The sequence below is a fragment of the Arthrobacter sp. UYEF36 genome, from assembly GCF_040547025.1.
GTDB lineage: Bacteria > Actinomycetota > Actinomycetes > Actinomycetales > Micrococcaceae > Arthrobacter.
In genome coordinates, this window is record NZ_JBEPOX010000008.1 from 183170 (window position 1) to 206295 (window position 23126).

The following is a 23126-nucleotide window of genomic DNA, read 5'->3' on the forward strand; positions in this document are numbered from 1 at the left end:
CCCGGCTTTCCTAGTCAACGAGGCTCCTGCCGGTCAGGCGCAGGAAGACGTCCTCGAGTGAGGACCGGCGCACCAGCGAGGTCACCGGGCGCAGTCCGCGGGCGGAAACCTCTTCGAGGGCGGCCTCGCCGTCGTGCGCGTAGATCAGGACGCGGTCCGGCAGGGTTTCCAGCCGTTCGCCGATGCCTTCGAGTTCGGCGCCGACCGTGGCGTTGCGTTCCGAGCCGAAGCGCAGCTCAAGGACCTCCCGGGTGGAGTGCTCGCGGATCAGGCTCGCGGGCGAGCCCTCGGCCATGATCTTGCCCTTGTCCACCACGATCAGGCGGTCGCAGAGCTGCTCGGCCTCGTCCATGTAGTGGGTGGTGAGGATCAGGGTGACGCCCTGCTCCTTGAGCCGGAACAGCCGGTCCCAGAGGATGTGCCGGGCCTGCGGGTCCAGCCCGGTGGTGGGTTCGTCCAGGAGCAGGATCCGGGGCTCGTTGATGAGGGAGCGCGCGATCGTGAGGCGGCGCTTCATGCCGCCGGAGAGCGCATCGACCTTGGATTTGGCCTTGTCCGTGAGCTGCGCGAACTCCAGCAGCTCGTCGGCCTTGGGCCTGAGGTAGCTCATGGGCAGGCCGAAGTAGCGCCCGTAGACCAGGAGGTTGTCGCGGACCTTGAGTTCCTCGTCGAGGTTGTCCTGCTGCGGGACGACGCCCAGGTGCGCGCGGACCTCCGGCCCGTTCTGGTCCGGGTCCAGGCCCATGATGCTCAGGCTTCCGGAGGTCCGCTGCGACACCCCACCGATCATCTTCATGGTGGTGGACTTGCCGGCGCCGTTGGGGCCCAGCAGGCCAAAGGCCTCACCGGCGGGCACGGAGAAGGAGATACCGTCGACGGCGACCACGTCGCCGTAGCGCTTCGTGAGGTTTTCGGCAGTGATCACGTACTGCGGCGGGCCGGCTTCGGAGGGGCTGCTCAATGGGGCGTCCTTATGGGAGGCTTCCTTGGCTGAGGATTCTCTTGAGACTAGTTCAGGCACCCGAATCACGGTAGTGGATACCACCGAACTATGAAAGAGTCTTTTCGTAAAAAATCCAGACGTTTGCCATTCCGTGATGTCCGGGGCTTAAACGGCCGAGGGCGCCACCTCCGGGAGGAGGGGGCGCCCTGTGCGCGGGAGAGACTCAGGCGCGGGAGAGACCCAGACGCAGGCGGGGCTCAGGCGGTGCCTGAGGGGCCCGCCTCCGCCAGGTGGCGTTCGGCGGTTTCGACCACATTGGCCAGCAGCATGGCGCGGGTCATCGGGCCCACTCCGCCGGGGTTCGGCGAGAGCCAGGCGGCGACGTCGGCCGCGGCGGGGTCCACGTCCCCGGTGACCACAGCCTTGCCCGAGCCGTCATCGACGCGGCTGACGCCGACGTCGAGCACGATGGCGCCCGGCTTGAGGTCCTCCGCCTTGATCATGTGCGGCTGGCCGGCCGCGGCTATCACGACGTCGGCCTGCCGGAGTTCGGCGGGCAGGTCGACGGTGCCGGTGTGGGCCAGGATGACTGTGGCGTTGACGTCCTTGCGGGTCAGCAGCAGCCCCACCGGGCGGCCGATGGTGACCCCGCGGCCCACCACCAGGACGCGCTTGCCGTTGAGGTTGATGCCGTGCCGGGTGAGCAGCTCCACGCAGCCCTTGGGGGTGCACGGCAGCGGGGATTTCATCGGGCCGCTGACGTTGGCCACGAGCCGGCCGAGGTTCATCGGGTGCAGGCCGTCGGCGTCCTTCTCGGGGTCCATGGCCTCCAGGATGACGTCCTGGTCGATGTGCGCCGGCAGCGGGAGCTGGACGATGTAGCCGGTGCATTCCGGGTTGTCGTTGAGCTCCCGGACCACGGCCAGCAACTCCTCCTGGGTGGTCTCCTCCGGCAGGTCGCGGCGGATGGACGTGATGCCCACCTCGGCGCAGTCCTTGTGTTTGCCGCCGACGTACCAGGTGCTGCCCGGGTCGGAACCGACCAGGATGGTGCCCAGGCCCGGGACGATGCCGCGGGTCTTCAGCGCGGCGACGCGTTCGGTCAGTTCGGCCTTGATCGTGGCGGCGGTGGCCTTGCCGTCGAGGATCCGCGCGGTTTCGGCCCTTTGTGCGGTTTCAGCAGAAGTCATTGGCCTACCACTGCTCGTGCTGCGGGTACAGCGGGAAGTCGGCGGCGAGCTTGTCCACGCGGGACTGGAGCGCCTCGATGTTGGTGGCGGAACCCGCCTTCAGCGCGGTCGCGATGATCTCGGCGACCTCGGTGAATTCCTCGGCGCCGAAGCCGCGGGTGGCCAGGGCCGGGGTGCCGATGCGCAGGCCGGAGGTGACCATCGGCGGGCGCGGGTCGAACGGCACGGCGTTGCGGTTGACCGTGATGCCGACCGAGTGCAGGAGGTCTTCGGCCTGCTGGCCGTCGAGCTGGGAGTTGCGCAAATCCACCAGGACCAGGTGCACATCGGTGCCGCCGGTCAGGACGGAGACGCCGGCGTCGGACAGGTCGGACTGGTTAAGGCGGTCGGCGATGATCCGGGCACCCTCGAGGACGCGCTCCTGGCGCTCCTTGAATTCTTCCGTTCCGGCGATTTTGAACGCGACGGCCTTGGCGGCGATCACGTGCATGAGCGGTCCGCCCTGCTGGCCGGGGAAGACGTTGGAGTTGATCTTCTTGGCCCACTCCTGCTTGGCCAGGATCACGCCGGAGCGGGGGCCGGCGAGGGTCTTGTGCACGGTGGAGGTGACGACGTCGGAGTGCGGGACCGGGCTCGGGTGCAGTCCGGCGGCCACGAGGCCGGCGAAGTGCGCCATGTCGGTCCAGAGCAGGGCGCCGACCTCGTCGGCGATCGAGCGGAAGGCCGCGAAGTCGAGGTGGCGCGGGTAGGCGGACCAGCCGGCGATGATCACCCTGGGCTTCTCGGCGATGGCCTGCGCGCGGAGCTTGTCCATGTCGATGCGGAAGTTGTCTTCCTCGACCTGGTACGCGGCGACCTTGTAGAGCTTGCCGGAGAAGTTGAGCTTCATGCCGTGGGTCAGGTGGCCGCCGTGCGCCAGGGACAGGCCCAGGATCTTCTCCCCCGGAGTGATCATCGCGGAGAGCGCCGCGGCGTTGGCCTGGGCGCCGGAGTGCGGCTGGACGTTGGCGTATTCGGCGCCGAAGAGCTCCTTGACCCGGTCGATCGCGAGCTGCTCGGCGATGTCGACGTACTCGCAGCCGCCGTAGTAGCGGCGGCCGGGGTACCCCTCGGCGTATTTGTTGGTCAGGACCGAGCCCTGGGCTTCCATCACAGCGCGCGGGGCGAAGTTCTCGGAGGCGATCATTTCCAGGGTGCCGCGCTGGCGGCCCAGCTCCTGGGCAAGGACGGCGGCGATTTCGGGGTCAAGGTCGGCCAGCGGCTGGTTGCTCACGGCGGCTGAGGAAAGGCTAAGAGAAGTGGTCACGGGGGAACTCCTGGCTAGGCAACGGGCACTGCTTAAGGTCAGGTTACCGGCTGGCCCGCGGCGGCGCCCCAAGATTACGGCCCCGGGAAACGGGGACGTGCCAAGGGGCCGGCACCCGCAGTGGGCGCCGATGCGGGCTGGCAGCGGGGTGCTGCCAACCGGAAAAACATGACCCTCGGCCCAGGCGTACGATCCGTGGTCTTCGTGAGTGCCGCTCCCTGGTGGTTAGCCACCCAACGCCAGTTGCGACCGTTCCAGACTACCCCAGACCGGCGGCCCGGACCCAGCTCCCGGTTGACCGCGGGTAGGCTTATCTTCCGTGACTGACGACCAGCTGACTGCTTCCTATATCCTGACCCTCTCCTGCCCGGACCGCCCCGGAATCGTGCACGCCGTCGCGGGCGCCCTGCTCGTCGCGGGCTGCAATATTACGGACTCGCAGCAGTACGGCAGCCAGAGCACCGGCACCTTCTTTATGCGCGTCGAGGCCACAACGCCCTCCTCCCAGCTGGAGCTCCAGGCCGCCCTGGAGCCCGTTGCCCAGGCCTTCGGCATGCAGTGGAGCCTCAACCCGGCCGGACGGAAGGTCCGCACCCTGTTGATGGCCAGCACGTCCGCGCACTGCCTCAATGACCTGCTGTTCCTGCAGCGCTCCGGCACCCTGCCGATCGAGATCCCGGCCATCGTGTCCAACCACCGGGACCTGGCGGGCCTGGCCGAGTTCTACGGCATCCCCTTCCACCACATCCCGGTCACCCCGGCCACCAAGGTCCAGGCCGAGGACCAGCTGCGGGCGCTGATGGCCGAGCACGACATCGAGCTCACGGTCCTGGCCCGCTACATGCAGATCATCTCCGACGAACTCTGCCAGCAGCTGACCGGCAAGGCCATCAACATCCACCACTCCTTCCTGCCGTCCTTCAAGGGCGCCAAGCCCTACCACCAGGCGCACGCCCGGGGCGTGAAGCTCATCGGCGCCACCGCGCACTACGTCACGGCTGCCCTGGACGAGGGGCCGATCATCGAGCAGGAAGTCATCCGGGTGGACCACCGGCGCACGGCCGAGCAGTTCGTCCAGATGGGCCGCGACGTGGAGGGCCGCACACTGGCCCAGGCCGTGCAGTGGCATGCCGAGCACCGGGTCCTGCTCGACGGGAACCGGACGGTTGTTTTCAACTGAGCCCGGTTGTTTTCAGCTGGCGGCGGTCATTGAATAGGGGTATGGCACTTTCCCAGGAAGACCCGCTGACCGAGTTCGTGGCCCTGCTCAAGGCCGAGGGACGCAAGGGCGTCCTGGGCCTGGACTGCGGCCAGGGCTCGGACGGGCTGCTCTTTGTCCGGTCCGGCATCCATTTCACCGGCGTCGACCCGTCGGAGGAGAACATCCACTCGGCGCGCGCCCGGGGCCTGGAGGCCTCGGTCGCGGCGGCTGGCTCCCTGCCTTTTGCCGACTCGGTGTTCCCGTCCGTGTGGGCGGTGGACTCCCTCGCGGGACTGCCCCCCGAGGAGTGGGACGACGTCGTCCGGGAACTGGGGCGGGTGGCGGCGCCCGGCGCGCCGATCGCCGTCGTCCTCCCCGAACAGGGCCTCCCCGAACAGGGCCTCCCCGAACAGGGCCCCGGTTTCACGGTGCTCCGCTCCCCCGCCTGAAAACACCCGTTGAGCTATCAGTTCTGGTTGTTCCCAGCGCTGATAGTGACCATATGGGATAGCTCAACGGGGTCAGGGGCGGCGCACGCTGCGCATGTAGCCGCCCAGGAAACCCCCGACGATCAGCAGGACGCCGCCCAGCCGGGCCAGCCGCACGCCCAGCTCGTAACGTCCGCGGGACCGTGCGGCCCAGGAGGCCAGGAAGATCAGCGTCGCCGTGCCGTTCGCCGCCGCATGGACGACGCCGACGCGTCGGGTGGCGTGGTCCGCCCGGGCCCATTCGGCCCAGCCGGTGATTCCCGTGGGGCCGGCCGCGACGACGCCGAGGGCCACCAGCCGGGCGGCTGCCCGGCGGGTGCCTTCGTCGGGGAAAAAGTCCAGGAAGATCGCCATGAACCAGGCCCCGAACGGCACGTCGGTGGCGACGGCGTGCGGTATGCTGCCGGTGGCGTCACCCCGGAAGAAGCTGCGCAGCCGGGGGTCGGCCACCAGCCGGCCTGCAAGCGGCGCCGCCGCCCGGACCGCCGGGTCGAGGCGGTCCGACTCTTCCAGCCGCCGCATCATTCGTCGGAACTTCCCGTTTTCCGTCACCACGGACCACCTTCCGGACAGGGCATTTGATGGCCCCGATCCTACTCAGCTCCGGCCCCGCTTCAAGGGGGCGTGTCCTAGGCTGGAGGCATGGCTCCCATTTACGCTTTCGCCGGGGACACCCCGGCCGTCCACGCATCCGCCTTCATCGCACCAAGCGCCTCGGTGATCGGCAAGGCAACGCTCGCCGAGAACTCCAGTGCCTTCTACGGCGTCTCCGTCCGGGCCGACACCGCCGCCATCACTGTGGGCGCCGGCAGCAACCTGCAGGACAACGTGGTGCTGCACGCGGACCCGGGCTTCCCCTGCACGGTCGGCGCCCGGGTCAGCGTCGGCCACAGCGCGGTCGTGCACGGCTGCACGGTCGAGGACGACTGCCTGATCGGCATGAGCGCCACCATCCTCAACGGCGCCGTGATCGGGGCCGGCTCGCTCGTGGCCGCGGGCGCCGTTGTGCTGGAAGGCACCGTGGTCCCGCCCCGCTCGCTGGTCGCGGGGGTGCCGGCCAAGGTCCGCCGCGAACTCAGTGACGAGGAATTCGCGGGCGTGCAGCAGAACGCGGCGCACTACCAGGACTTGGCCCGGGCGCACCGCGAACTGCACGGCTGAGCCCTAGTCCAGCGAGATCGGGCCCAGTTCGTCGAGCACATCGCCCGGGCCCGGGTTCCCGGCGGCCGATGACCCGCCCAGGTGGTTGACGACGCCCCAGACCGCGTTCAGTCCGGTGGTTACGGCGCCTTCGGCCCACCCTGCGGTGAAGGACACGTCGTCGCCGGCCAGGAAGATTCCGCGCTGCCCCTCCGGGAGCGTGTCCTGCTTGAAGTGGCTGAAGAGGCGCTGCTGGTAGCGGTAGTGCCCCGGCAGGTTGGCTTTGAACGCGCCCATGAAGTTGGGGTCGGCTTCCCACGAGACAGTGATGGGCTGGCCGACAATGTGGCCGGCGATGTCTACGTCGGGGTAGATCTGCGCGAGCGAGTGCAGCATCAGCTCGACCCGCTGGTCCGCGTCCAGGGCCAGCCATTTGAGCGCGTCGTCGTTCCAGGTGTAGGAGAGCAGGATCACCGCGGGCTGGTCCGGTCCGTTGTCCAGCAGGTAGGTGGCACGGTTCAGCCGGTCCGTCAGCGTCATGGACATGACCTCGCGGCCGGTCGTGGGATCGATGTCCTTCCAGAAGGGCCGGTCGACCATCACGAAGGTCTTGGACGACTGCATGTAGTGCGAGCGTTCGATCGCGGTCCACAGTTCTGCCGGGAACAGGGTTTCCTCGGTGTGGATCCGCGTCGAGAGCAGCCATGACTGGCAGGTGGTGATGACGGCCGGGTAGGCCGCCTCGCGCCCCCACCGCTCCCGGAGGCGGAAGTCGCCGCTGCCGTCCCGGGCGATCCGGTCCACGGCGCCCCGCGGGGCGCCGGCGTGCAGCGATGCCAGCGAGGTTCCCTCGGGCCAGTGGGCCATGCCCGACGGCGCGTGCTCCCAGAGCGCTTCCGGGAGCCGTTGCGCTCCGCCGGCAATGAGCCGGTGCGCGTCGTCGGCGTCGGTGTAGACGACGCGCAGGATTTCCAGGATGGAGTTGGGGAAGTCCGTGTCCCAGCCGCCCGTGCCGAAGCCCACCTGTCCGAACGCCTCGCGGTGGGCGAAACCGGCCTGCTTGAAGGAGTCACTGCCGGCGATGAAACCGTAGAAGGTCTGTTCATCCAGCAGGGGCAGCAGCGCGTTCCACAGCTCCTTGATCCGGGCGGTGTCCCGGGCGCGGATGGCGTCCTGCATCTCGGCGAACTTGGCGCCGTCGTTGACGGCCGCCTTCCAGGCCTCCGCGACTTCCCGGAAGAACGGCGGGAGGTCCGCCGGGGTGCGGGCGTAGTACTTCTGCCCGGCGAGCTCGATCACCGTACTGGAGGTCGCCGCCGCCAGCGGGTTGGGGAACTCCTGGGTTTCCAGTCCGAGCAGCTCGACGTAATGGTAGAAGGCCTTGCCCGACACCGGGAAGCGCATCCCGCCGAGGTCGGCGACGACGCCGGCGGCGGAGGGGAAGGCCGCGGTCCGCAGCCGTCCGCCGATCTGGTCCGCTTCGTAGAGGACCGGGCGCAGGCCCAGTTTCATCAGCTCGTAGGCCGCCACCAGCCCGGAGAGCCCCGCGCCGACGACCGCCACTTCGGTTCCGTGGAGCCCGGCCGGGATGGCGCCCAAGCCGTCCGGATGGGCCAGGTAGTGGTCGTAGCTGAACGGAAAGTCGGGGTTCAGCATGGTGATGGGAGGCTGGTCGCCGGAGCCCGGCGCTGCCGGTCCGGGGGCCGGGAGTTCTGTGGCGGTTGTCATGAGTGGTGTGCTTTCATCGGTTCGGGCGTGGGCGTGGAGTCCGACGGGGCCGCGGCGGATAGTTCACGGTATTCCTCGTGGCTGAGTGCCGCTACCCGGGAGTGCCTGCGGCCGTAGCCGAAGTAGACGGCCAGGCCCACCAGCATCCACAGTCCAAAGACCACCCAGGTGTCGGCGCCAAGGTTGAGCATGAGGTAGCCGCACATGGCGGCGCCGAGGATGGGGGTCAGCGGAAACAGCGGGACGCGGAAGCTGCGCGTGAGTTCGGGCCGGTGGCGGCGCAGGTAAATGACGGCGACGTTGACCAGGGCGAAGGCGAAGAGCGTGCCGATGCTGGTGGCGTCCGCCAGCGCTCCGAGCGGGACGAGGCCCGCGGTGAGGGCGACGGCGGAGCCCACAATCAAGGTTCCGGCAACCGGGGTGCCCGTGCGGGGCGAAACGCGGCCGAAGATCCTGGGCACCATGCCGTCCCGTGCCATCGACAGCAGGATGCGGGTCTGGCCATAGAGGACGGTCAGCACGATGCTGGCGATGGCCAGCACGGCCCCGACGGCGAACACCAGCGCAATCCAGGGCTGCCCGGTGGTCTCTTCCAGGATCTTCACGAGGGCGGCTTCGGTGCCGTCGAACCAGCCCCAGGGCCGGGCGCCGATCGCGGCGACCGCGACGAGCACGTAGATGGTCGTGACGATCACCATGGAGAGGAGGATGGCCCGGGGCAGGTCGCGCTTCGGATTGCGGGCCTCCTCGCCGGCCGTGGAGGCTGCGTCGAATCCGATGTAGGAGAAGAACACCCGGGAGGCGGCGGCGGAGACGCCGGCGGCGCCCATCGGCATCAGCGGTTCGAAGTGTGCGGCGGTGAAGGCGGTGAAGGCCACGGCGCAGAAGAACAGCAGGATGCCCACCTTGACCACCACAATGGCCGTGTTGATCCAGGCGCTTTCCTTGGCGCCGCGGACCAGCAGCGCCGTGGCCAAGACCACGATCAGGATCGCGGGCGCGTTGAGCACTCCGCCGTCTCCGGGCGGCTGCGAGATGGCGTCCGGCAGCGCCAGGCCGAAAACGGCGAGGGCTTCGTTGACGTATTGGCCGGCCCCGACCGCGACGGCGGCCACGGAGACGGCGTATTCCAGCACCAGGCACCAGCCGCAGATCCAGGCCATACCCTCGCCCATGGTCGCGTACGTGTAGGAGTAGCTCGATCCTGCCGCGGGCACCATCCCGGCCATTTCGGCGTAGGAGACGGCGGAGAGCAGCGCGGCGAGTCCGGCGATCGCGAAGGCGATCCAGATGGCCGGACCCGCCAGCGGCACGGATTCGCCCAGGATCACCAGGATGCCGGTGCCGAGGGTGGCGCCGACGCTGATCATCGTCAGCTGCAGCACACCGAAGCTGCGGACCAGCCGCGTGCCGCCGTGGCCGGTTTCGGCTTCGCTGACCAGCTGTCCGATCGGCTTGCGGCGAAGCAGCTGCGCGGTCAGTCCGGGACGGCCTGTGGTGGCCGGTGGCCGTTCTCCAATAAGAGTTGGCGCAGTCATCGTTGACGTCCTTATGTTCAGTAGTGGTCTTTTTCCCCGCGTCCAGCCTAGGCTTGTGAGCCAGCTCTCACGGTTGTGCAAAATGACCTATAGTCTTCATCCATGAGACTTAATGCACCGACGCCCCCGGCCTGTGACCCCCGTGGCAGCCGTGGCTGCTGACGATGCCGAGCGGCTGGGCTTCGTCACCCTGGCGCAGTTCCTGCGCCAGCTGCCGCCGGAGCTGCTGGTGCTGCACGACGGCGGCAACGGAGCGGAGCGGCTGCGCTGGGTGGAGCCGAGCGAGCTGGAGGATCCCACCCCGTACCTGCTCGACGGCGAGTTCCTGCTCACGGCCGGCCTCCCCTTCCTGGGCGGGGGCGGCGCGGAGGAACCTGTCGATGCCTATGTGCAGCGTCTGGTCGGGGCGCGCGTCTCCGCCCTGGGCTTCGGCCTGGAACCGTACTTCGACGCGGTGCCCGATACCGTGGTGCAGGCCTGCCGGCGGCACAACCTGACCCTCGTGGCGGTCCCGAAGACCGTTCCCTTCGCCGCCGTCGGCCTGGAATTCTCGCAACTGCTGGAATCGGACAATGCCACGACGTTCCGGCAGCTCGCGGACACGAACCGGCAGCTCATGCGGGCCGTGCTGTCGGCGCGGCCGGAACACGAACTCCTGGCCGCCCTCGTGCAGCGGGTTCCGGTCTGGGCGGTCCTCGTGGGCGCCGACGGGCGGGTGCGTGCCCGTGGAACCGCCGGCGCAGCGGGGGGCACCTCAGCGCCGGGCGTGGACGCGGCAGCGCTGCAGCCCCTGCTGGCGAGGCTGCTCTCCGGCAGCGGCCCGCGCGTGGAGCTGGACTCGTTCGGCACGGCAGGGTCGGCGCTCGTCTTCGGGTACCCCCTGCGCAGCACCCGGGACGCCAACCTGGGCGCTCTGGTCCTGGGCACCGACGCCCCGCTGACCCCGGCCCAGAACAGCGTCGTCTCCACCGCCGTCGGGCTGCTGGAACTGCTGGTGCGCCAGCGCACCAGCGGTTCACTGGCCCCCAGCCAGCTGGCCACCGCGCTGCTGCTGCACCCGGACAGCCTGGTCTCGGGAGGCACCCGCCACCTCAACGGACTCAAGGACCTGCTGGCACAGAGCGTCTCCTCCACCCGGTCCGGGCAGCAGCGTGTGGTCCTGGGCATCCGCCCGGAGGCGGCCGGGACTCCCGCCGCTCCGGCGGGCACCGCCGTACCTGCGGGCACCGCCGTACCTGCGGGGACCGCCGCCCCGCGCCGCGCCGGCGACAGTCCCGTGCGGGAGCTGCTGGAGTGGCGGCGGATGTTTGATACCAAGCTGGTGGAGATCACCGACGACGGCTTTGCCGCCATCACCCGGCTGAAGGTCGACGACGCCCTGCTGGCCGGTGTGGAACGGCTCGGCTGGCGGCTCGTGATCGGGAGCGCCACCGAGCTCTCCGGCCTGAGAGAGGCCCACCAGCGGGCCTGGTCCCTTCGCGGCCGCGTCGCGACCACCGGACGCAGCGTCCGGGTTGATGACGTGACGTGGTCCGTGGCCGGGCTGCTCGGCAGGGAGGCGGGCGGTATGCTGGCCGGCCGGCTGCTCGCCCCCGTGCTGGCGCTGGCTCCGGAGCGGCGGGACGCCCTGCTCGGCATCCTCCGAGCCTGGCTCGGCGAGAACGGCAGCTGGGATGCCACGGCCAAAACCACCGGCATGCACCGCAACAGCGTCCGCCGGCAGATCGGCCTGCTCGCGGAGCTGCTGGAGCTGGACCTCAACCAGGCGCAGGCGCGGGCGGAGCTCTGGATTGCCCTGCAGTACCTGGACGAGCTGCCCGGGGTGCCGGCGGAGGTGCCGGCCGCCCCGGAATCCGGTACCGGTCAGCTGCCCCAGGAGCGGTAGATCTCCGGCCGAAGATCATCCAGGTAGGCTACTTCCGGCCCGGCCCGGTCCGGCTCCGGCAGCTCGGCGAACAGCAGTTCGGCCCCGGTTCCGGCCGCGGCCAGGAGCCCGCCATCCGGGGCCGCGATGACGCTGCCGCCCAGGAAATCGCAGCCGTCCTCGGTCCCGGAGTGGTTGGCGTAGGCCACCGTCAGGTGGTTCTCCAGTGCCCGCGCCCTGATGAGCACCTGCGGCACGGCGTCGAATCCCTCCGCGAGGGCCGTCGGCACCAGCAGCAGCCCGGCGCCGCGCACCGCGGCGGCACGGACTGCCTCCGGAAACTCCACGTCGTAGCAGATCACCAGTGAGGTCCTGACACCGTGGAAGTCCACGACCCCGGGGCTGGCCGCGGCCGGGACAAAGGCCTGGCGCTCCTCCGGGCCGAATAGGTGGACCTTGGCGTAGCTGAGGAGCTCCTCCCCATCCTCATCGAGGAGGGTGGCCGTGATCTGCCACTCCCCCGCGGCGGTGACGGCGGGGAGGCTGTAGACCAGCGCAATGCCGTTCCTGCGGGCAATCTCCGCCAGGGCCTGCCGGAGGGCGGGCAACGCCGCCGGGTCCAGCTCCGCCCGCAGCCGCAGCGGCGCATACCCGACCGGGAAAAGCTCCGGGGTGAGGAGCAGCCGGGCGCCGGCTGCGGCAGCCTTGCCGGCAGCGGCATCCACCGCAGCGCAATTGGCGTCAACGTCCAGCACGGCGGCGTTCGCCTGCATCAGGGCCAGTAGCACCATTACCACCTCAGCGTCCTTAGGGCCCGCCCCAGGCGGCGGACTCCCGCTCCTCCAGCGTAGCGATGCACCAGCGTCGCCGTCGCGGTGCATTTCCGCCCGGCCGCGGCGGAAGCAGGGCGGAACGCCCTGCCCGCCCCGTCGGAAGCCTCTGGGGGCGCTACGGCAGAGGCCGCTCCGGGCGTCGCACCGAACCCCGCATGGGCCCCGCCAGCAGAGTTCTGAGCGGCCATGCGTTAACTTCTTGACTACAAGGCGCGGATGGGGCACTCTTCATTGCATGCCCTCACCAACGCGCTCAACGAGGAGCCGAACCAAAAACCCCGGATCACAATCCGCGCTCCGGCATCTGAACCAGCAGCGAATCATCGAATGCCTTCTCGCCGGCCCCTCCACCCAGGCGGAACTGGCACGGCAGACCGGCCTCTCCACGGCCACGGTCTCGAACATCGTCAAAATCATGCAGGACGCCGGGCTGGCCTCCACCGAACCGATCACCAGCTCCGGCCGGCGGGCTCTGAACGTCCGGCTGAACAGCAACGGGGCCGTCGCCGTCGGCATCGATTTCGGCCGCCGGCACCTGCGCGTCGTCCTCGCCTCCCTGAGTTACCACGTGATCGCCGAGGATTCGGTCCTGCTCCCGCTGGGCCACCACGCCGAGGAAGGCATCACTGCCGCCGTCGGACTGCTTGACCGGCTCCTGGCCGGCAGTGGCGTGGAACGCAGCGCGGTCGTGGGCGCCGGCGTCGGCATCCCGGGCCCCATTGACCGCCGCACGGGAACGGTGGCGCAGGGCGCCATCCTGCCCGAATGGGTGGGCATCAACATCCTGCAACGCCTCGAAGAAGCGCTGGATCTCCCGGTTTTCCTCGACAACGACGCCAACCTGGGCGCCCTCTCGGAGGTCACCTGGGGGCCGCACACCGGCATCAGCAACCTGCTGTTCCTCAAGATCGGATCGGGCATCGGCGCGGGGCTGATCCTGAACGGAATGCCCTATTACGGCAACGTGGGCATCACCGGCGAAATCGGCCACGCGACCATCCACGAGCACGGGCTGGTCTGCCGCTGCGGGAACCGCGGCTGCCTGGAAACCATCGCCTCGACCACCACCATGATTGAGCTCCTGGGCCGCGGCGAGGACGCGCCGCTCACCCCGGAGGACATCGTCCGCAAGGCCCTCGCCCGGGACTCCGCGACCCTGCGGGTGGTGGACGACGCCGGGCTCGCCGTCGGCCGTGCGCTGGGCAATGTGGCCAACCTGATCAACCCCGAAGTAATCGTGGTCGGCGGCCCGCTGGCGGGGCTCCGCGAGCTGCTGCTGGACCCGATCCGGCGGGGCCTGGTCCGGCACGCCGTGCCCGTCATCGGTGAGACAACAACCCTCACGATGTCCTCCCTGGGGGACCGTGCCGAGGCCCTGGGCGCCACCGCGCTGGTCTTCCAGCACGCCGGAATCCGGCGCGGCTGAGCTTTTCGTTACCGGGCCGTTGCGTTAAAGACTTGACGACAAGGCCTGTGATCCAGTTTACTTTTCCATCAGACGACCCTGCGGTTTGCAGGGGCGGACAACGAAGTCATGTATTGGAGGCGTAAGGGCAGATGACGTCCCTCAACACGCACAGCGATCCGATAATTCTCGAGATGCGCTCCATCACCAAAGAGTTCCCCGGCGTTAAAGCATTGTCCGAGGTGAACCTGCGGGTAAAGGCCGGTGAGATCCACGCGATCTGCGGTGAGAACGGCGCCGGCAAATCCACCCTCATGAAGGTGCTCTCCGGGGTTTACCCCTTCGGCAGCTACGACGGCGACATCGTGTACCAGAGCGAAGTCCAGCAGTTCAAGGACATCCGGGCCAGCGAGCACGCCGGCATCGTGATCATCCACCAGGAACTCGCTCTGATCCCCGAGCTGTCCATCATGGAGAACATCTTCCTGGGCAACGAACCCACCAAGCGCGGGGTGATCGACTGGGCCGAGGCCCGGATCCGCTCCACCGAGCTGCTGGCACGGGTCGGCCTCCGGGAGGACCCGGAAACCCCGATCAAGGAAATCGGCGTCGGCAAGCAGCAGCTCGTCGAAATCGCCAAAGCCCTGAACAAGTCGGTGAAGCTGCTCATCCTCGACGAGCCCACGGCCGCCCTGAACGAATCCGACTCCCAGCACCTGCTGGACCTGATGCTCGGCCTGAAGGGCCGCGGCATCACCTCCATCATCATTTCCCACAAGCTGAACGAGATCGAGCAGATTGCGGACTCCATCACCATCATCCGCGACGGCAAATCGATCGAGACCCTGGACGTCAAGGCCGACGGCGTCGACGAAGACCGCATCATCAAGGGCATGGTGGGCCGGACCCTGGAATCCCGCTTCCCGGACCACGACCCGAAGATCGGCGAGGTCTTCTTCGAGGTCAAGAACTGGAATGTGGGCCACCCGCAGGTCCAGGACCGCATGGTCTGCAAGAACTCCAACTTCTTCGTCCGCCGGGGCGAAATCGTCGGCTTCGCCGGCCTGATGGGCGCCGGACGCACCGAGCTCGCGCGCTCCGTCTTCGGCCGGTCCTACGGCCGCTTCCTCTCCGGACAGGTCTACATGCACGGCAAGGAGGTCGAGCTCAAGAGCGTCAAGCAGGCCATCGACGCCGGCCTCGGCTACGTCACCGAGGACCGCAAGTCCCTGGGGCTGAACCTCCTGGATGACATCAAAGCCACCACAGTCTCGGCCAACCTCAAAAAGGTCAGCAAACACAACGTGATTGACGCCAACAAGGTCTTCACGGTCGCCGAGCAGTACCGCAAGTCCCTGCGGACCAAGGCCCCGTCGGTGGAGGAAGGCGTGGCCAAACTCTCCGGCGGCAACCAGCAGAAGGTGGTGCTGGCTAAGTGGATGTTCACGGACCCTGAGCTGCTGATTCTGGACGAGCCCACCCGCGGGATCGACGTCGGTGCCAAGTACGAGATCTACGGCATCATCCAGCAGCTGGCCAACCAGGGGAAGGGCGTCATCGTGATTTCCTCGGAGCTGCCCGAACTGCTGGGTCTCTCGGACCGCATCTACACCATCTTCGAAGGCGCCATCACCGGCGTGCTCAACAAGGACGAAGCCAGCCAGGAAACCCTCATGAAACTCATGACTTCGGCCCGCAAGACCGCCTGACCCGCTCTGGCTAAGTACTCCGAATACTCCGAACACTCCGGAAACAAGGACTGAAACAATGAACGCGCTCAAGAAGCTCTTTGGCGGCAACACCCGCCAATTCGGCATGATCTTCGCCCTGGTGGCACTGATCGTCTTCTTCCAGGTGGCCACCGGCGGAAATACGCTCACCCCCGGTAACGTCATCAACCTCTTCAACGGCAACTCCTACATCCTGATCCTTGCCATCGGCATGGTCCTGGTCATCATTGCCGGCCACATCGACCTCTCCGTGGGCTCGATCGCGGCCTTCGTGGGCGTCTGCGTGGCCCTCATGATCCGGGACTGGGGCATCCCCTGGTATCTGGGTGTCCTGCTGGGGCTGGTGCTGGGCGTCCTGATCGGCGCCTGGCAGGGGTTCTGGGTGGCCTACGTCGGCATCCCGGCCTTCATTGTGACGCTGGCCGGCATGCTGATCTTCCGCGGCGCCAACCAGTTCGTCGGCAAGTCCAACACCATCCCGGTGCCCGCCGACTTCCAGAAAATCGGCTCCGGCTACCTGCCGGAATTCGGACCGAACACCGGTTACAACAACCTCACGCTGCTGCTGGGCCTTCTCGCCGTCGCCTTTGTGGTCTTCAGCGAGATCCGCTCCCGCAGGAACGCCAAGGCACTGGGCGCCGAAGTGCCCGAAGCCTGGGTCAGCATCACCAAACTTGTCCTGATTTGCGGCGCCATCCTGTACGCCACGTACCTGTTCGCCACCGGCCGGCCGGGCACCTCCTTCCCGATCCCGGGCCTGATCCTGGCTGCCCTCGTACTCATCTACGGCTTCGTCTCCTCCAAGACCGTCATCGGCCGGCACGTCTACGCGGTCGGCGGCAACCGGCACGCCGCCGAGCTCTCCGGCGTGCAGTCCAAGAAGGTCAACTTCCTGGTCATGATGAATATGTCCATCCTGGCCGGCCTCGCCGGGATGATCTTCGTCGGCCGGTCCACCGCGTCCGGCCCGTTCGATGGCGTCGGCTGGGAACTGGACGCCATTGCTGCGGTGTTCATCGGCGGCGCCGCGGTGACCGGCGGCGTCGGCACCGTGATCGGCTCGATCGTCGGCGGGCTGGTGATGGCCGTCCTGAACAACGGCCTGCAGCTGCTCGGCGTCGGCGCCGACCTGACCCAGATCATCAAGGGCCTCGTGCTCCTGATCGCCGTCGCGTTCGATGTCTATAACAAGACTCAGGGCAAAAAATCGATCATTGGTTTGATGATCAAGAACTTCGGCCGCAGCAACGAGATCAAAGCCGACGAGACCACATCCACCAAAGAGGTCATCTCCAAGGGCGCCTAAGCCGCGCCCTGATCCTCTCCATCACGATTCTCCGCACACCATCTAAAGAAAGTGAACCAAGCAATGCGAATGATTGGTAAAGCAGGAAAGGCAGCAGCAATCGCTGCTATTGCGGCACTGGCGCTGACAGCCTGCGGCCGCGCCGACACCGGCACCACCGGCGGTTCCACCGCCGGCGGTGAAGCGTTCCCGAAGGACTCCATGATCGGCGTCGCGCTCCCGCAGAAGACCAGCGAAAACTGGGTCCTGGCGGAGACGCTCTTCAACGACGGCCTCAAGACTGCCGGCTTCCAGCCGGACGTGCAGTTCGCCAACGGCGGCGTTTCGGAACAGCAGAACCAGATCAGCGCCATGATCACCAAGGGTGCCAAGGTCATCATCGTCGGTGCCATCGACGGTGCGCAGCTGGGTACCCAGCTGCAGCAGGCCAAGGATTCCGGCGCCACGATCATCGCGTATGACCGTCTGCTCCTGAACACCGCCAACGTGGACTACTACGTGGCCTACGACAACTTCAAAGTCGGTGAACTTCAGGGCCAGGCCCTGCTGGACGGCATGAAGGCCAAGAAGCCGGAAGGCCCGTACAACATCGAGCTGTTCGCCGGTTCCCCGGATGACGCCAACGCGAAGGTCTTCTTCGACGGCGCCATGAGCGTCCTGAAGCCGAAGATCGACGATGGCACCCTCAAGGTGCTGTCCGGCCAGACGACCTTTGAGCAGGCCGTGACCCAGGGCTGGAAGGCAGAGAACGCCCAGCGTCGTGCCGACACCCTGCTGACCGGCAGCTACGGCACCGAATCGCTCGACGGCGTCCTGTCCCCGAATGACACGCTGGCCCGCGCCGTGCTGACCTCGGTCAAGGCTGCCGGCAAGCCGCTTCCGGTCATCACCGGGCAGGACTCTGAAGTTGAGTCCGTGAAGTCCATCATGGCCGGCGAGCAGTACTCCACCATCAACAAGGACACCAGCAAGCTCGTGGAGCATGCCATCACGATGGTCAAGGACCTCCAGGCCGGCAAGACGCCTGAGATCAACGATGACAAGTCCTACGACAACACGGTCAAGGTTGTTCCGGCGTACCTGCTGGAGCCGGTCATCGTGACGCAGGAGAACGTCAAGACGGCCTACGTCAACGATCCGGTACTCGGACCGCTGACGAAGTAGTTTGTTCGCTTTCGAGCACACGAAGCCCCGGCTCCGCCTCCTGGCGGGCCGGGGCTTTTTGCTGCCCCGCGTCCCGCGGCGCTTCACAGCGGATCCAGGGGCCCCAGCGTAGCGACCCGTCCCGCAACCGGCGCCCAACTCCCCGACGCTCCCTCAGCTCCGGCGCCCAACTCCCCGACGCTCCCTCAGCTCCGGCACCCAAATCCCTGACGCTCCCTCAGCTCCGGCACCCAACTCCCTGACGCTCCCTCAGCTCCGGCGGCCAACTCCCTGACGCTCCCTCAGCTCCGGCGTGCATAACCCAGGACCTCGCTCGTCTGGGTGAGAAGATGACTCCATGACCGCCCACATCGCCACACCCTGGCTGTTCAGCCAGCCGGACACCGATCCCCGCACAGCCACCGGCGCCAGGCTGCGCTGGGGCGTCATCGCCACGGGAGGCATCGCCGCGTCCGTGACCCGCGACCTGGAACTCCTTCCCGATGCCGAGCTCTACGCGGTCAGTTCGCGCAGCCAGGCGGCAGCGGACGCCTTCGCCGCGGATTTCGGCTTCGCCCGGGCGTACGGGGACAACAACGGGCAGACCGGCTATGAACGGCTGCTCGCCAACGACGACGTCGACGTCGTGTACGTCGCCACGCCGCACGCCCACCACCACGAAATCGCGCTGGCGGCCCTGACCGCCGGCAAACACGTGCTGTGCGAGAAGGCGCTCACCGTCAATGCCCGGGAGGCCTCCGAGCTGGTGTCGCTGGCGCGGGCCAGGGGCCTGTTCCTGATGGAGGCCATGTGGAGCCGCTTCCTGCCGAGCATGCAGCGGGCCTTCGAGATCGCGGCTTCCGGCGAGATCGGCGAGGTCAAATGGGTGGGAGCGGATCTGGGCTTCCCTGCGCCGTATTCGCCCGTCTCTCGCCTCTGGGCCCTCAAGGATGGCGGCGGGGCCCTGCTCGACCTCACGGTGTACCCGCTGCTCTGGGCTCTGGGCACCCTGGGCTTCCCGCAGACCGTCAGCGCCACCGGCTGGCTGAACGACGACGGCGTGGACGCCCAGAACGCATTGACCCTCGGCTACCACCACGGCGCCCAGGCGCAACTGACCTCATCCTTGCTGGCCCACGGTCCCCGGACGGCCACCGTGGCCGGCAGCCAGGGGTTCCTGCAGGCCATCGGATCGATCAACAACCCCAAGGAGCTCCTGGTACGGGTCGGCTTCGACGATACCCGCAGCGAGTCCTTTGACGTCGTCGGCCGGGGCTACAGCTACGAACTGCGCGAGGTGACCCGGTGCATCCAGCACGGACTCACCGAGAGCCCCGTGATGCCGCTTGAGGACTCCCTCAACACCATGCGGCTGTTCGACGGGGTGCGCGCCCAGCTGGGTGTGAGTTACCCGAATGACGCGCGGTGACGGGCGTCTGCGCCGCCGGAACCCTTCGAGTTTACGGAGCGCTATGGACTCGCCCCCGCGCGCGGACTTACCCTATAGGGAACCGTCGACCTTTCCGGGAAATGGGGTGTGCGAGTGGACGCAGCAACAGTCCCGCTACGCTCGCGCCGTCCACTCCGGCGGATAATCCTGGGCGGCGCCGCCGGACTCGTTTGGCTGGTTCTCTCCGCAACGGCTGCCAGCGCGGACGATGCTGCCACCCCCGTTCCCACAACCGACGTCACTGTTTCGGAAACCGTCGCGGCCACCGCGGTCGCCGTGGCCGCGCCAACACTCGCACCGCCACCAGCTGATATCACAGTCGGGGCCAGCATCACTCCCGCGGAAACACAGTGGGCCACGGCCCCGGTCCCGTCCTCCACCGTGGAGCCGGCGCCGGTCCTCCCGACCAAGCCCGCTCCGGTTCCCGATCCCGACCCCACTGCCCTGCCGACTGCCCCGCCGGCGCCGGAACCCGAACCTACAACTCTGCCGACCACCCCGCCGACTCCCGACCCCGTGTCCGAGCCGGTCACCGACCCGGCGCCAACCCCCACCCCGACTGATTCCGGCCCCACGCCCTCGCCCGCTCCGGACCCGGCCGTTACATACCCGGCTCCCGCACCGGATCCGACCGCACCCGTCGTCGATCCCGAGCCAACACTGCCCGTCACTTCACCGTCCCCTTCCCCGTCGCCCACGGCGCCGGTCCCGTCACCCACGGCACCAGCCGATCCGGCGGCAACGGACCCGCTGTCGGCCGCGCCCGCGGTTCCGGACGCGGTTCCGCCGGCCGGACCGACAACTCCAGACCTGGTCCTCCTTAATTCCGCGTTCCCGGGCCTGTTGGCGCCGGCGCCGGTTCCCGTTCCCCCGGACCCCGTGCCCACCGCAGAATCCGCGGTCCCGGCAGGCTGCGACGTCACGCACGATCTCCTGTCTGCTCTGCAGGAACCCCCGCCCGCGCCGGGCATCGAGGTCTTCGGAACCGGCCTGTACCTCCCGGCCCTGGACACCGCTGTCCGGCCAAGAGCAAACGGCCAGCAAAACGAAAGCGCTCCCCCCGCAGGCGCCATCCCGGAGGGCACCGTGCCGCCAGCACCTGCCGGCGACGACGGCCCCACCCCCTGGCCCAACGGGACAGGTCTGCCCGCTCCCGATGCGCTGCCCGCGGCTCCCGGCTCTGGATCCGGAAACAGCGCCCCCGCCGGTGGACCCGCCAGCGGCGCCGCCTGGCTTCCCAGCCCGTATTTGGTCATTCCCACAGCCGGCGCTGATCCAATCCGTGGTCCGCTGCAGCACGTGCACTCAGCCGTCGCCGCTGACCCCGGTTCATCTCCTGACTAGTTAGCCGTCTCTGCCCTCCACAGAGCACGGCCACTCGGGCTGCCCTGCGCGCCCGCCAACAGTCATTCAGGAGATCCCCAATGGACGGCACCGTCCGCTGCCGGTATTCCGGCGCACCATTTTGCCCTCCCGCTTTCCCCGCCAACGAACGGACGCCTTCAGCGCCCGCGGCGCTGCACGCTGCCCCGGCCCGTCCTGCCGGACCCCTGACGCGCCGCAAACCGTCCCCGCACGCCCTGGAACGCCCGCCCTAGGGTCTCCGCCGCTTCCGCCAGGGTCTTGTGAGTCCGGAGTGAAGTCGTTGGGTCCGCTGGGGGACTCAACGGCCCTACAGGCTCCGGAAAAGCAGTCCGTCGTTGGGTCCGCTGGGGGACTCAACGGCCCTGCAGGCTCCGGAAAAGCAGTCCGTCGTTGGGTCCGCTGGGGGACTCAACGGCCCTGCAGACTCCGGAAAAGCAGTCCGTCGTTGGGTCCGCTGGGGGACTCAACGGCCTTGCAGGATACGCCAGCATCCACCCGCACTGCGGCCGCCGGTCCCCGGCCGCAGTGCGGGAAGCCGATACCCATCCCGGTATCATTCTTGAGGGGCGCCGCCGTGGCGCACGGGGGAAGGGACGGGGACAGCGTGGACAGTAGTTCGCCCAATAGCGTCGCGGCAGAGCTCTTGAGCGGCCGCTACCAACTCGGGGACGTGATCGGCCGGGGCGGAATGGCGTCCGTCTTCAGCGCCAAAGACTTGAACCTCGGCCGCGAGGTGGCACTCAAGCTCTTTGCCCCGCAGTCCGCCGACCCTGACGAACTCCGGCGCCAGGAAGCCGAGATCGAACTCCTGGCGACCCTGAACCATCCAAGCCTGGTGACCCTCTTCGATGCCGGCACGGACACCCGCATCCCGGAAGAACCCCGGCCGTTCCTGACCATGGAACTGGTGGACGGGCAGGACCTTCGCGCCAGGATCCGGCACAGTCCGCTGCCCTTGGCCGAGGTCGCCGTCATCGGAGCCGGTGTGTCGGACGCGCTGGCCTACGTGCACTCGCTCGGCATTGTCCACCGGGACATCAAGCCGGCCAACATCCTGCTCGTTTCGGTCCGGCCCGGTGAGCCCCTGCGTCCGAAACTCACCGACTTCGGGATCGCCCGCATGGTGGATGGGACCCGCTTGACGGCCACCGGCACCATGGTGGGCACCGCCGCGTACTTGAGCCCGGAACAGTCCCGTGGTGCCGATCTGGGGCCGGCCAGTGACATTTACTCCCTGGGGCTGGTCCTGCTTGAGTGCATCAAGGGTGAGCTGGAGTACCCCGGCAGCGCCGTGGAATCCGCCGTCGCGAGACTGCACCGGGCCCCGGCTATCCCCGACTCCGTGCCCGCGGAATGGGCCAAACTGATCCGGGCCATGACAGCCCTGGATCCCCTGGACCGTCCGTCCGCGGCGGACCTCGAAGTGGCGCTGCGGCATGCCCTGGTCTCGCCCGAGGCACTTCCCGGGCTCCTCGCCGAAGAACGCACCCGCGTCCTGCCTGCCCCGCCGGCCCGGCCCCCGCTGCAGCCTTCCGCCGGACCAGGCGCCCCCACCGGCACCCTTGCCGACCCTGTGTCCTCCCCCGCTGCCGCCACCAGCAACAGCGGCAGTGTCGGCACCGGCGCCCCGGCCGGGTACCTGCTGGACCCGGATGCGGTCACCACCCCGCAGGCGAGGCGCGGCTCCTGGAGGTCCCGAACCTCCTCGCGCTTCCGTTTGGCCCGCCGCCGCACCCAGATCCTGCTGTCCCTCGCGCTCCTGGCGCTCGTGACGGGCGCCGTCACGGCCGCCGTCGCCCTCGCAGCGCCGGTTCCACCCGACGTCGTCCCCTATCCGGCCGTGACCGGGGATCTGGGACAGCACCTGCAGGAGCTGCAGAAGAGCGTGGAACCGTGAACCTGACCACGCCGCCGGCCCAAGGCACCCCGCCCAGCGGCGCCTGTCCGCGCCGCATCCGGCCGCGCCGCATCCGTCCGCTCCTCGCTGGTTGGCTCCTCGGCTCGGTCCTGCTCACCGGCGCCCTGGCCGGCTGCGCGGCCGCGCCGGAACTGGACCGTGACGCCGCCCGGGAACTCCAGTCCCAGGTCCTTGCCGTGACCGAGGCGGCCGCGGCGGATGATCCGGCGGCGTCGCTGAAGCACCTTGACGAGCTCGTGCTAAAGCTGGACGAGGCGGCCGCCCGTGGTGAGATGTCCTTTAAACGGCACCAGAGCATCCGGAAGTCCGTCGATACCGTCCGCGCGGACCTCGGGGCACTGCAGGCAGAAGCTGAGGCCGCCGCCGAAGCCGCCCGGGTTGCCGCCGAACAGGAAGCGGCGGCGCAGGCCGCGGCAGCGCAGGCCGAAGCGGACGCGGCAGCCGCAGCGCAGGCCGAAGCGGATGCAGCAGCCGCAGCAGCCGCAGCGGCGGCGGCTCCCCCGCCCGCAGTTGCTCCCGCGCCGCCGGCCGACAATGGCAAGGGCAAGGGTAAGGGCAAGAACGACTAGTGCCGTACC

General features: G+C 68.4%; 19 protein-coding genes and 1 riboswitch. Of the genes, 12 read left to right on the forward strand and 7 right to left on the reverse strand.

Going from position 1 to position 23126, the window contains the following annotated elements; genetic code table 11:
* Positions 1 to 10: 10 nt before the first annotated feature.
* The 3 genes from ABIB29_RS13495 to glyA all read right to left on the reverse strand — a co-directional run bounded on the left by ABIB29_RS13495 (position 11) and on the right by glyA (position 3439).
* Complete coding sequence (locus ABIB29_RS13495; RefSeq protein WP_354173306.1) at positions 11 to 961, reverse strand: ABC transporter ATP-binding protein; 951 nt, start codon at positions 959 to 961, stop codon at positions 11 to 13.
* Between the two features lie 239 nt (positions 962 to 1200).
* Positions 1201 to 2133, reverse strand: a complete 933-nt coding sequence (locus tag ABIB29_RS13500) for a bifunctional methylenetetrahydrofolate dehydrogenase/methenyltetrahydrofolate cyclohydrolase (RefSeq protein ID WP_354173307.1) — start codon at positions 2131 to 2133, stop codon at positions 1201 to 1203.
* 4 nt (positions 2134 to 2137) lie between these two features.
* A complete protein-coding gene (glyA, locus tag ABIB29_RS13505; protein ID WP_354173308.1) occupies positions 2138 to 3439 on the reverse strand; it encodes a serine hydroxymethyltransferase in 1302 nt (433 codons plus the stop codon).
* Between the two features lie 171 nt (positions 3440 to 3610).
* A riboswitch (ZMP/ZTP riboswitch) is annotated at positions 3611 to 3696 on the reverse strand.
* 62 nt (positions 3697 to 3758) lie between these two features.
* On the opposite strand from glyA, the gene purU reads away from it, so the two are divergent.
* Positions 3759 to 4619: a formyltetrahydrofolate deformylase gene (gene purU / locus ABIB29_RS13510; protein ID WP_354173309.1), complete on the forward strand. Its 861-nt coding sequence runs from the start codon at positions 3759 to 3761 to the stop codon at positions 4617 to 4619.
* 41 nt (positions 4620 to 4660) lie between these two features.
* Complete coding sequence (locus tag ABIB29_RS13515; RefSeq protein WP_354173310.1) at positions 4661 to 5089, forward strand: class I SAM-dependent methyltransferase; 429 nt, start codon at positions 4661 to 4663, stop codon at positions 5087 to 5089.
* A 72-nt stretch (positions 5090 to 5161) separates the two neighbouring features.
* Here the strand turns inward: ABIB29_RS13515 and ABIB29_RS13520 are convergent, their stop codons facing one another.
* On the reverse strand, positions 5162 to 5680 hold the full coding sequence (locus tag ABIB29_RS13520) for a hypothetical protein (RefSeq protein WP_354173311.1): 519 nt from the start codon (positions 5678 to 5680) through the stop codon (positions 5162 to 5164).
* A 90-nt stretch (positions 5681 to 5770) separates the two neighbouring features.
* On the opposite strand from ABIB29_RS13520, the gene ABIB29_RS13525 reads away from it, so the two are divergent.
* On the forward strand, positions 5771 to 6289 hold the full coding sequence (locus tag ABIB29_RS13525; RefSeq protein ID WP_354173312.1) for a gamma carbonic anhydrase family protein: 519 nt from the start codon (positions 5771 to 5773) through the stop codon (positions 6287 to 6289).
* Between the two features lie 3 nt (positions 6290 to 6292).
* Here ABIB29_RS13525 and ABIB29_RS13530 read toward each other — a convergent pair whose 3' ends face one another.
* Positions 6293 to 7996, reverse strand: a complete 1704-nt coding sequence (locus ABIB29_RS13530) for a flavin monoamine oxidase family protein (protein ID WP_354173313.1) — start codon at positions 7994 to 7996, stop codon at positions 6293 to 6295.
* Complete coding sequence (locus tag ABIB29_RS13535; RefSeq protein WP_354173314.1) at positions 7993 to 9534, reverse strand: amino acid permease; 1542 nt, start codon at positions 9532 to 9534, stop codon at positions 7993 to 7995. The genes ABIB29_RS13530 and ABIB29_RS13535 overlap by 4 nt, the downstream gene beginning before the upstream one ends.
* Positions 9535 to 9646: 112 nt before the next feature.
* On the opposite strand from ABIB29_RS13535, the gene ABIB29_RS13540 reads away from it, so the two are divergent.
* Positions 9647 to 11419 carry a PucR family transcriptional regulator gene (locus ABIB29_RS13540; RefSeq protein WP_354173315.1) on the forward strand — a complete coding sequence of 591 codons (1773 nt, stop codon included), beginning with the start codon at positions 9647 to 9649 and terminating at the stop codon, positions 11417 to 11419.
* On the opposite strand, the gene ABIB29_RS13545 is transcribed toward ABIB29_RS13540, so the two are convergent.
* A complete protein-coding gene (locus ABIB29_RS13545) occupies positions 11398 to 12189 on the reverse strand; it encodes a nitrilase-related carbon-nitrogen hydrolase (protein ID WP_354173358.1) in 792 nt (263 codons plus the stop codon). The two genes, ABIB29_RS13540 and ABIB29_RS13545, sit on opposite strands and share 22 nt — an antisense overlap.
* A 277-nt stretch (positions 12190 to 12466) precedes the next feature.
* On the opposite strand from ABIB29_RS13545, the gene ABIB29_RS13550 reads away from it, so the two are divergent.
* The 8 genes from ABIB29_RS13550 (at position 12467) to ABIB29_RS13585 (ending at position 23117) form a co-directional block, all read left to right on the forward strand.
* On the forward strand, positions 12467 to 13657 hold the full coding sequence (locus ABIB29_RS13550) for an ROK family transcriptional regulator (RefSeq protein WP_354173316.1): 1191 nt from the start codon (positions 12467 to 12469) through the stop codon (positions 13655 to 13657).
* A 131-nt stretch (positions 13658 to 13788) separates the two neighbouring features.
* Positions 13789 to 15345 carry a multiple monosaccharide ABC transporter ATP-binding protein gene (gene mmsA, locus ABIB29_RS13555; protein ID WP_354173317.1) on the forward strand — a complete coding sequence of 519 codons (1557 nt, stop codon included), beginning with the start codon at positions 13789 to 13791 and terminating at the stop codon, positions 15343 to 15345.
* A 58-nt stretch (positions 15346 to 15403) separates the two neighbouring features.
* The gene (gene mmsB / locus ABIB29_RS13560; protein ID WP_354173318.1) at positions 15404 to 16672 is read left to right on the forward strand and encodes a multiple monosaccharide ABC transporter permease; all 1269 of its coding nucleotides are present in this window, start codon (positions 15404 to 15406) and stop codon (positions 16670 to 16672) included.
* A gap of 63 nt (positions 16673 to 16735) precedes the next feature.
* The gene (locus tag ABIB29_RS13565; protein ID WP_354173319.1) at positions 16736 to 17836 is read left to right on the forward strand and encodes a substrate-binding domain-containing protein; all 1101 of its coding nucleotides are present in this window, start codon (positions 16736 to 16738) and stop codon (positions 17834 to 17836) included.
* A gap of 337 nt (positions 17837 to 18173) precedes the next feature.
* Positions 18174 to 19244: a Gfo/Idh/MocA family protein gene (locus ABIB29_RS13570; RefSeq protein ID WP_354173320.1), complete on the forward strand. Its 1071-nt coding sequence runs from the start codon at positions 18174 to 18176 to the stop codon at positions 19242 to 19244.
* A 114-nt stretch (positions 19245 to 19358) separates the two neighbouring features.
* Entirely contained in the window at positions 19359 to 20609 is a 1251-nt protein-coding gene (locus ABIB29_RS13575) for a hypothetical protein (protein ID WP_354173321.1), read from the forward strand.
* 709 nt (positions 20610 to 21318) lie between these two features.
* A complete protein-coding gene (locus tag ABIB29_RS13580) occupies positions 21319 to 22527 on the forward strand; it encodes a serine/threonine-protein kinase (protein ID WP_502915614.1) in 1209 nt (402 codons plus the stop codon).
* A complete protein-coding gene (locus ABIB29_RS13585; RefSeq protein ID WP_354173323.1) occupies positions 22524 to 23117 on the forward strand; it encodes a mucin-associated surface protein in 594 nt (197 codons plus the stop codon). The genes ABIB29_RS13580 and ABIB29_RS13585 overlap by 4 nt, the downstream gene beginning before the upstream one ends.
* The last annotated feature ends 9 nt before the right edge of the window (positions 23118 to 23126 follow it).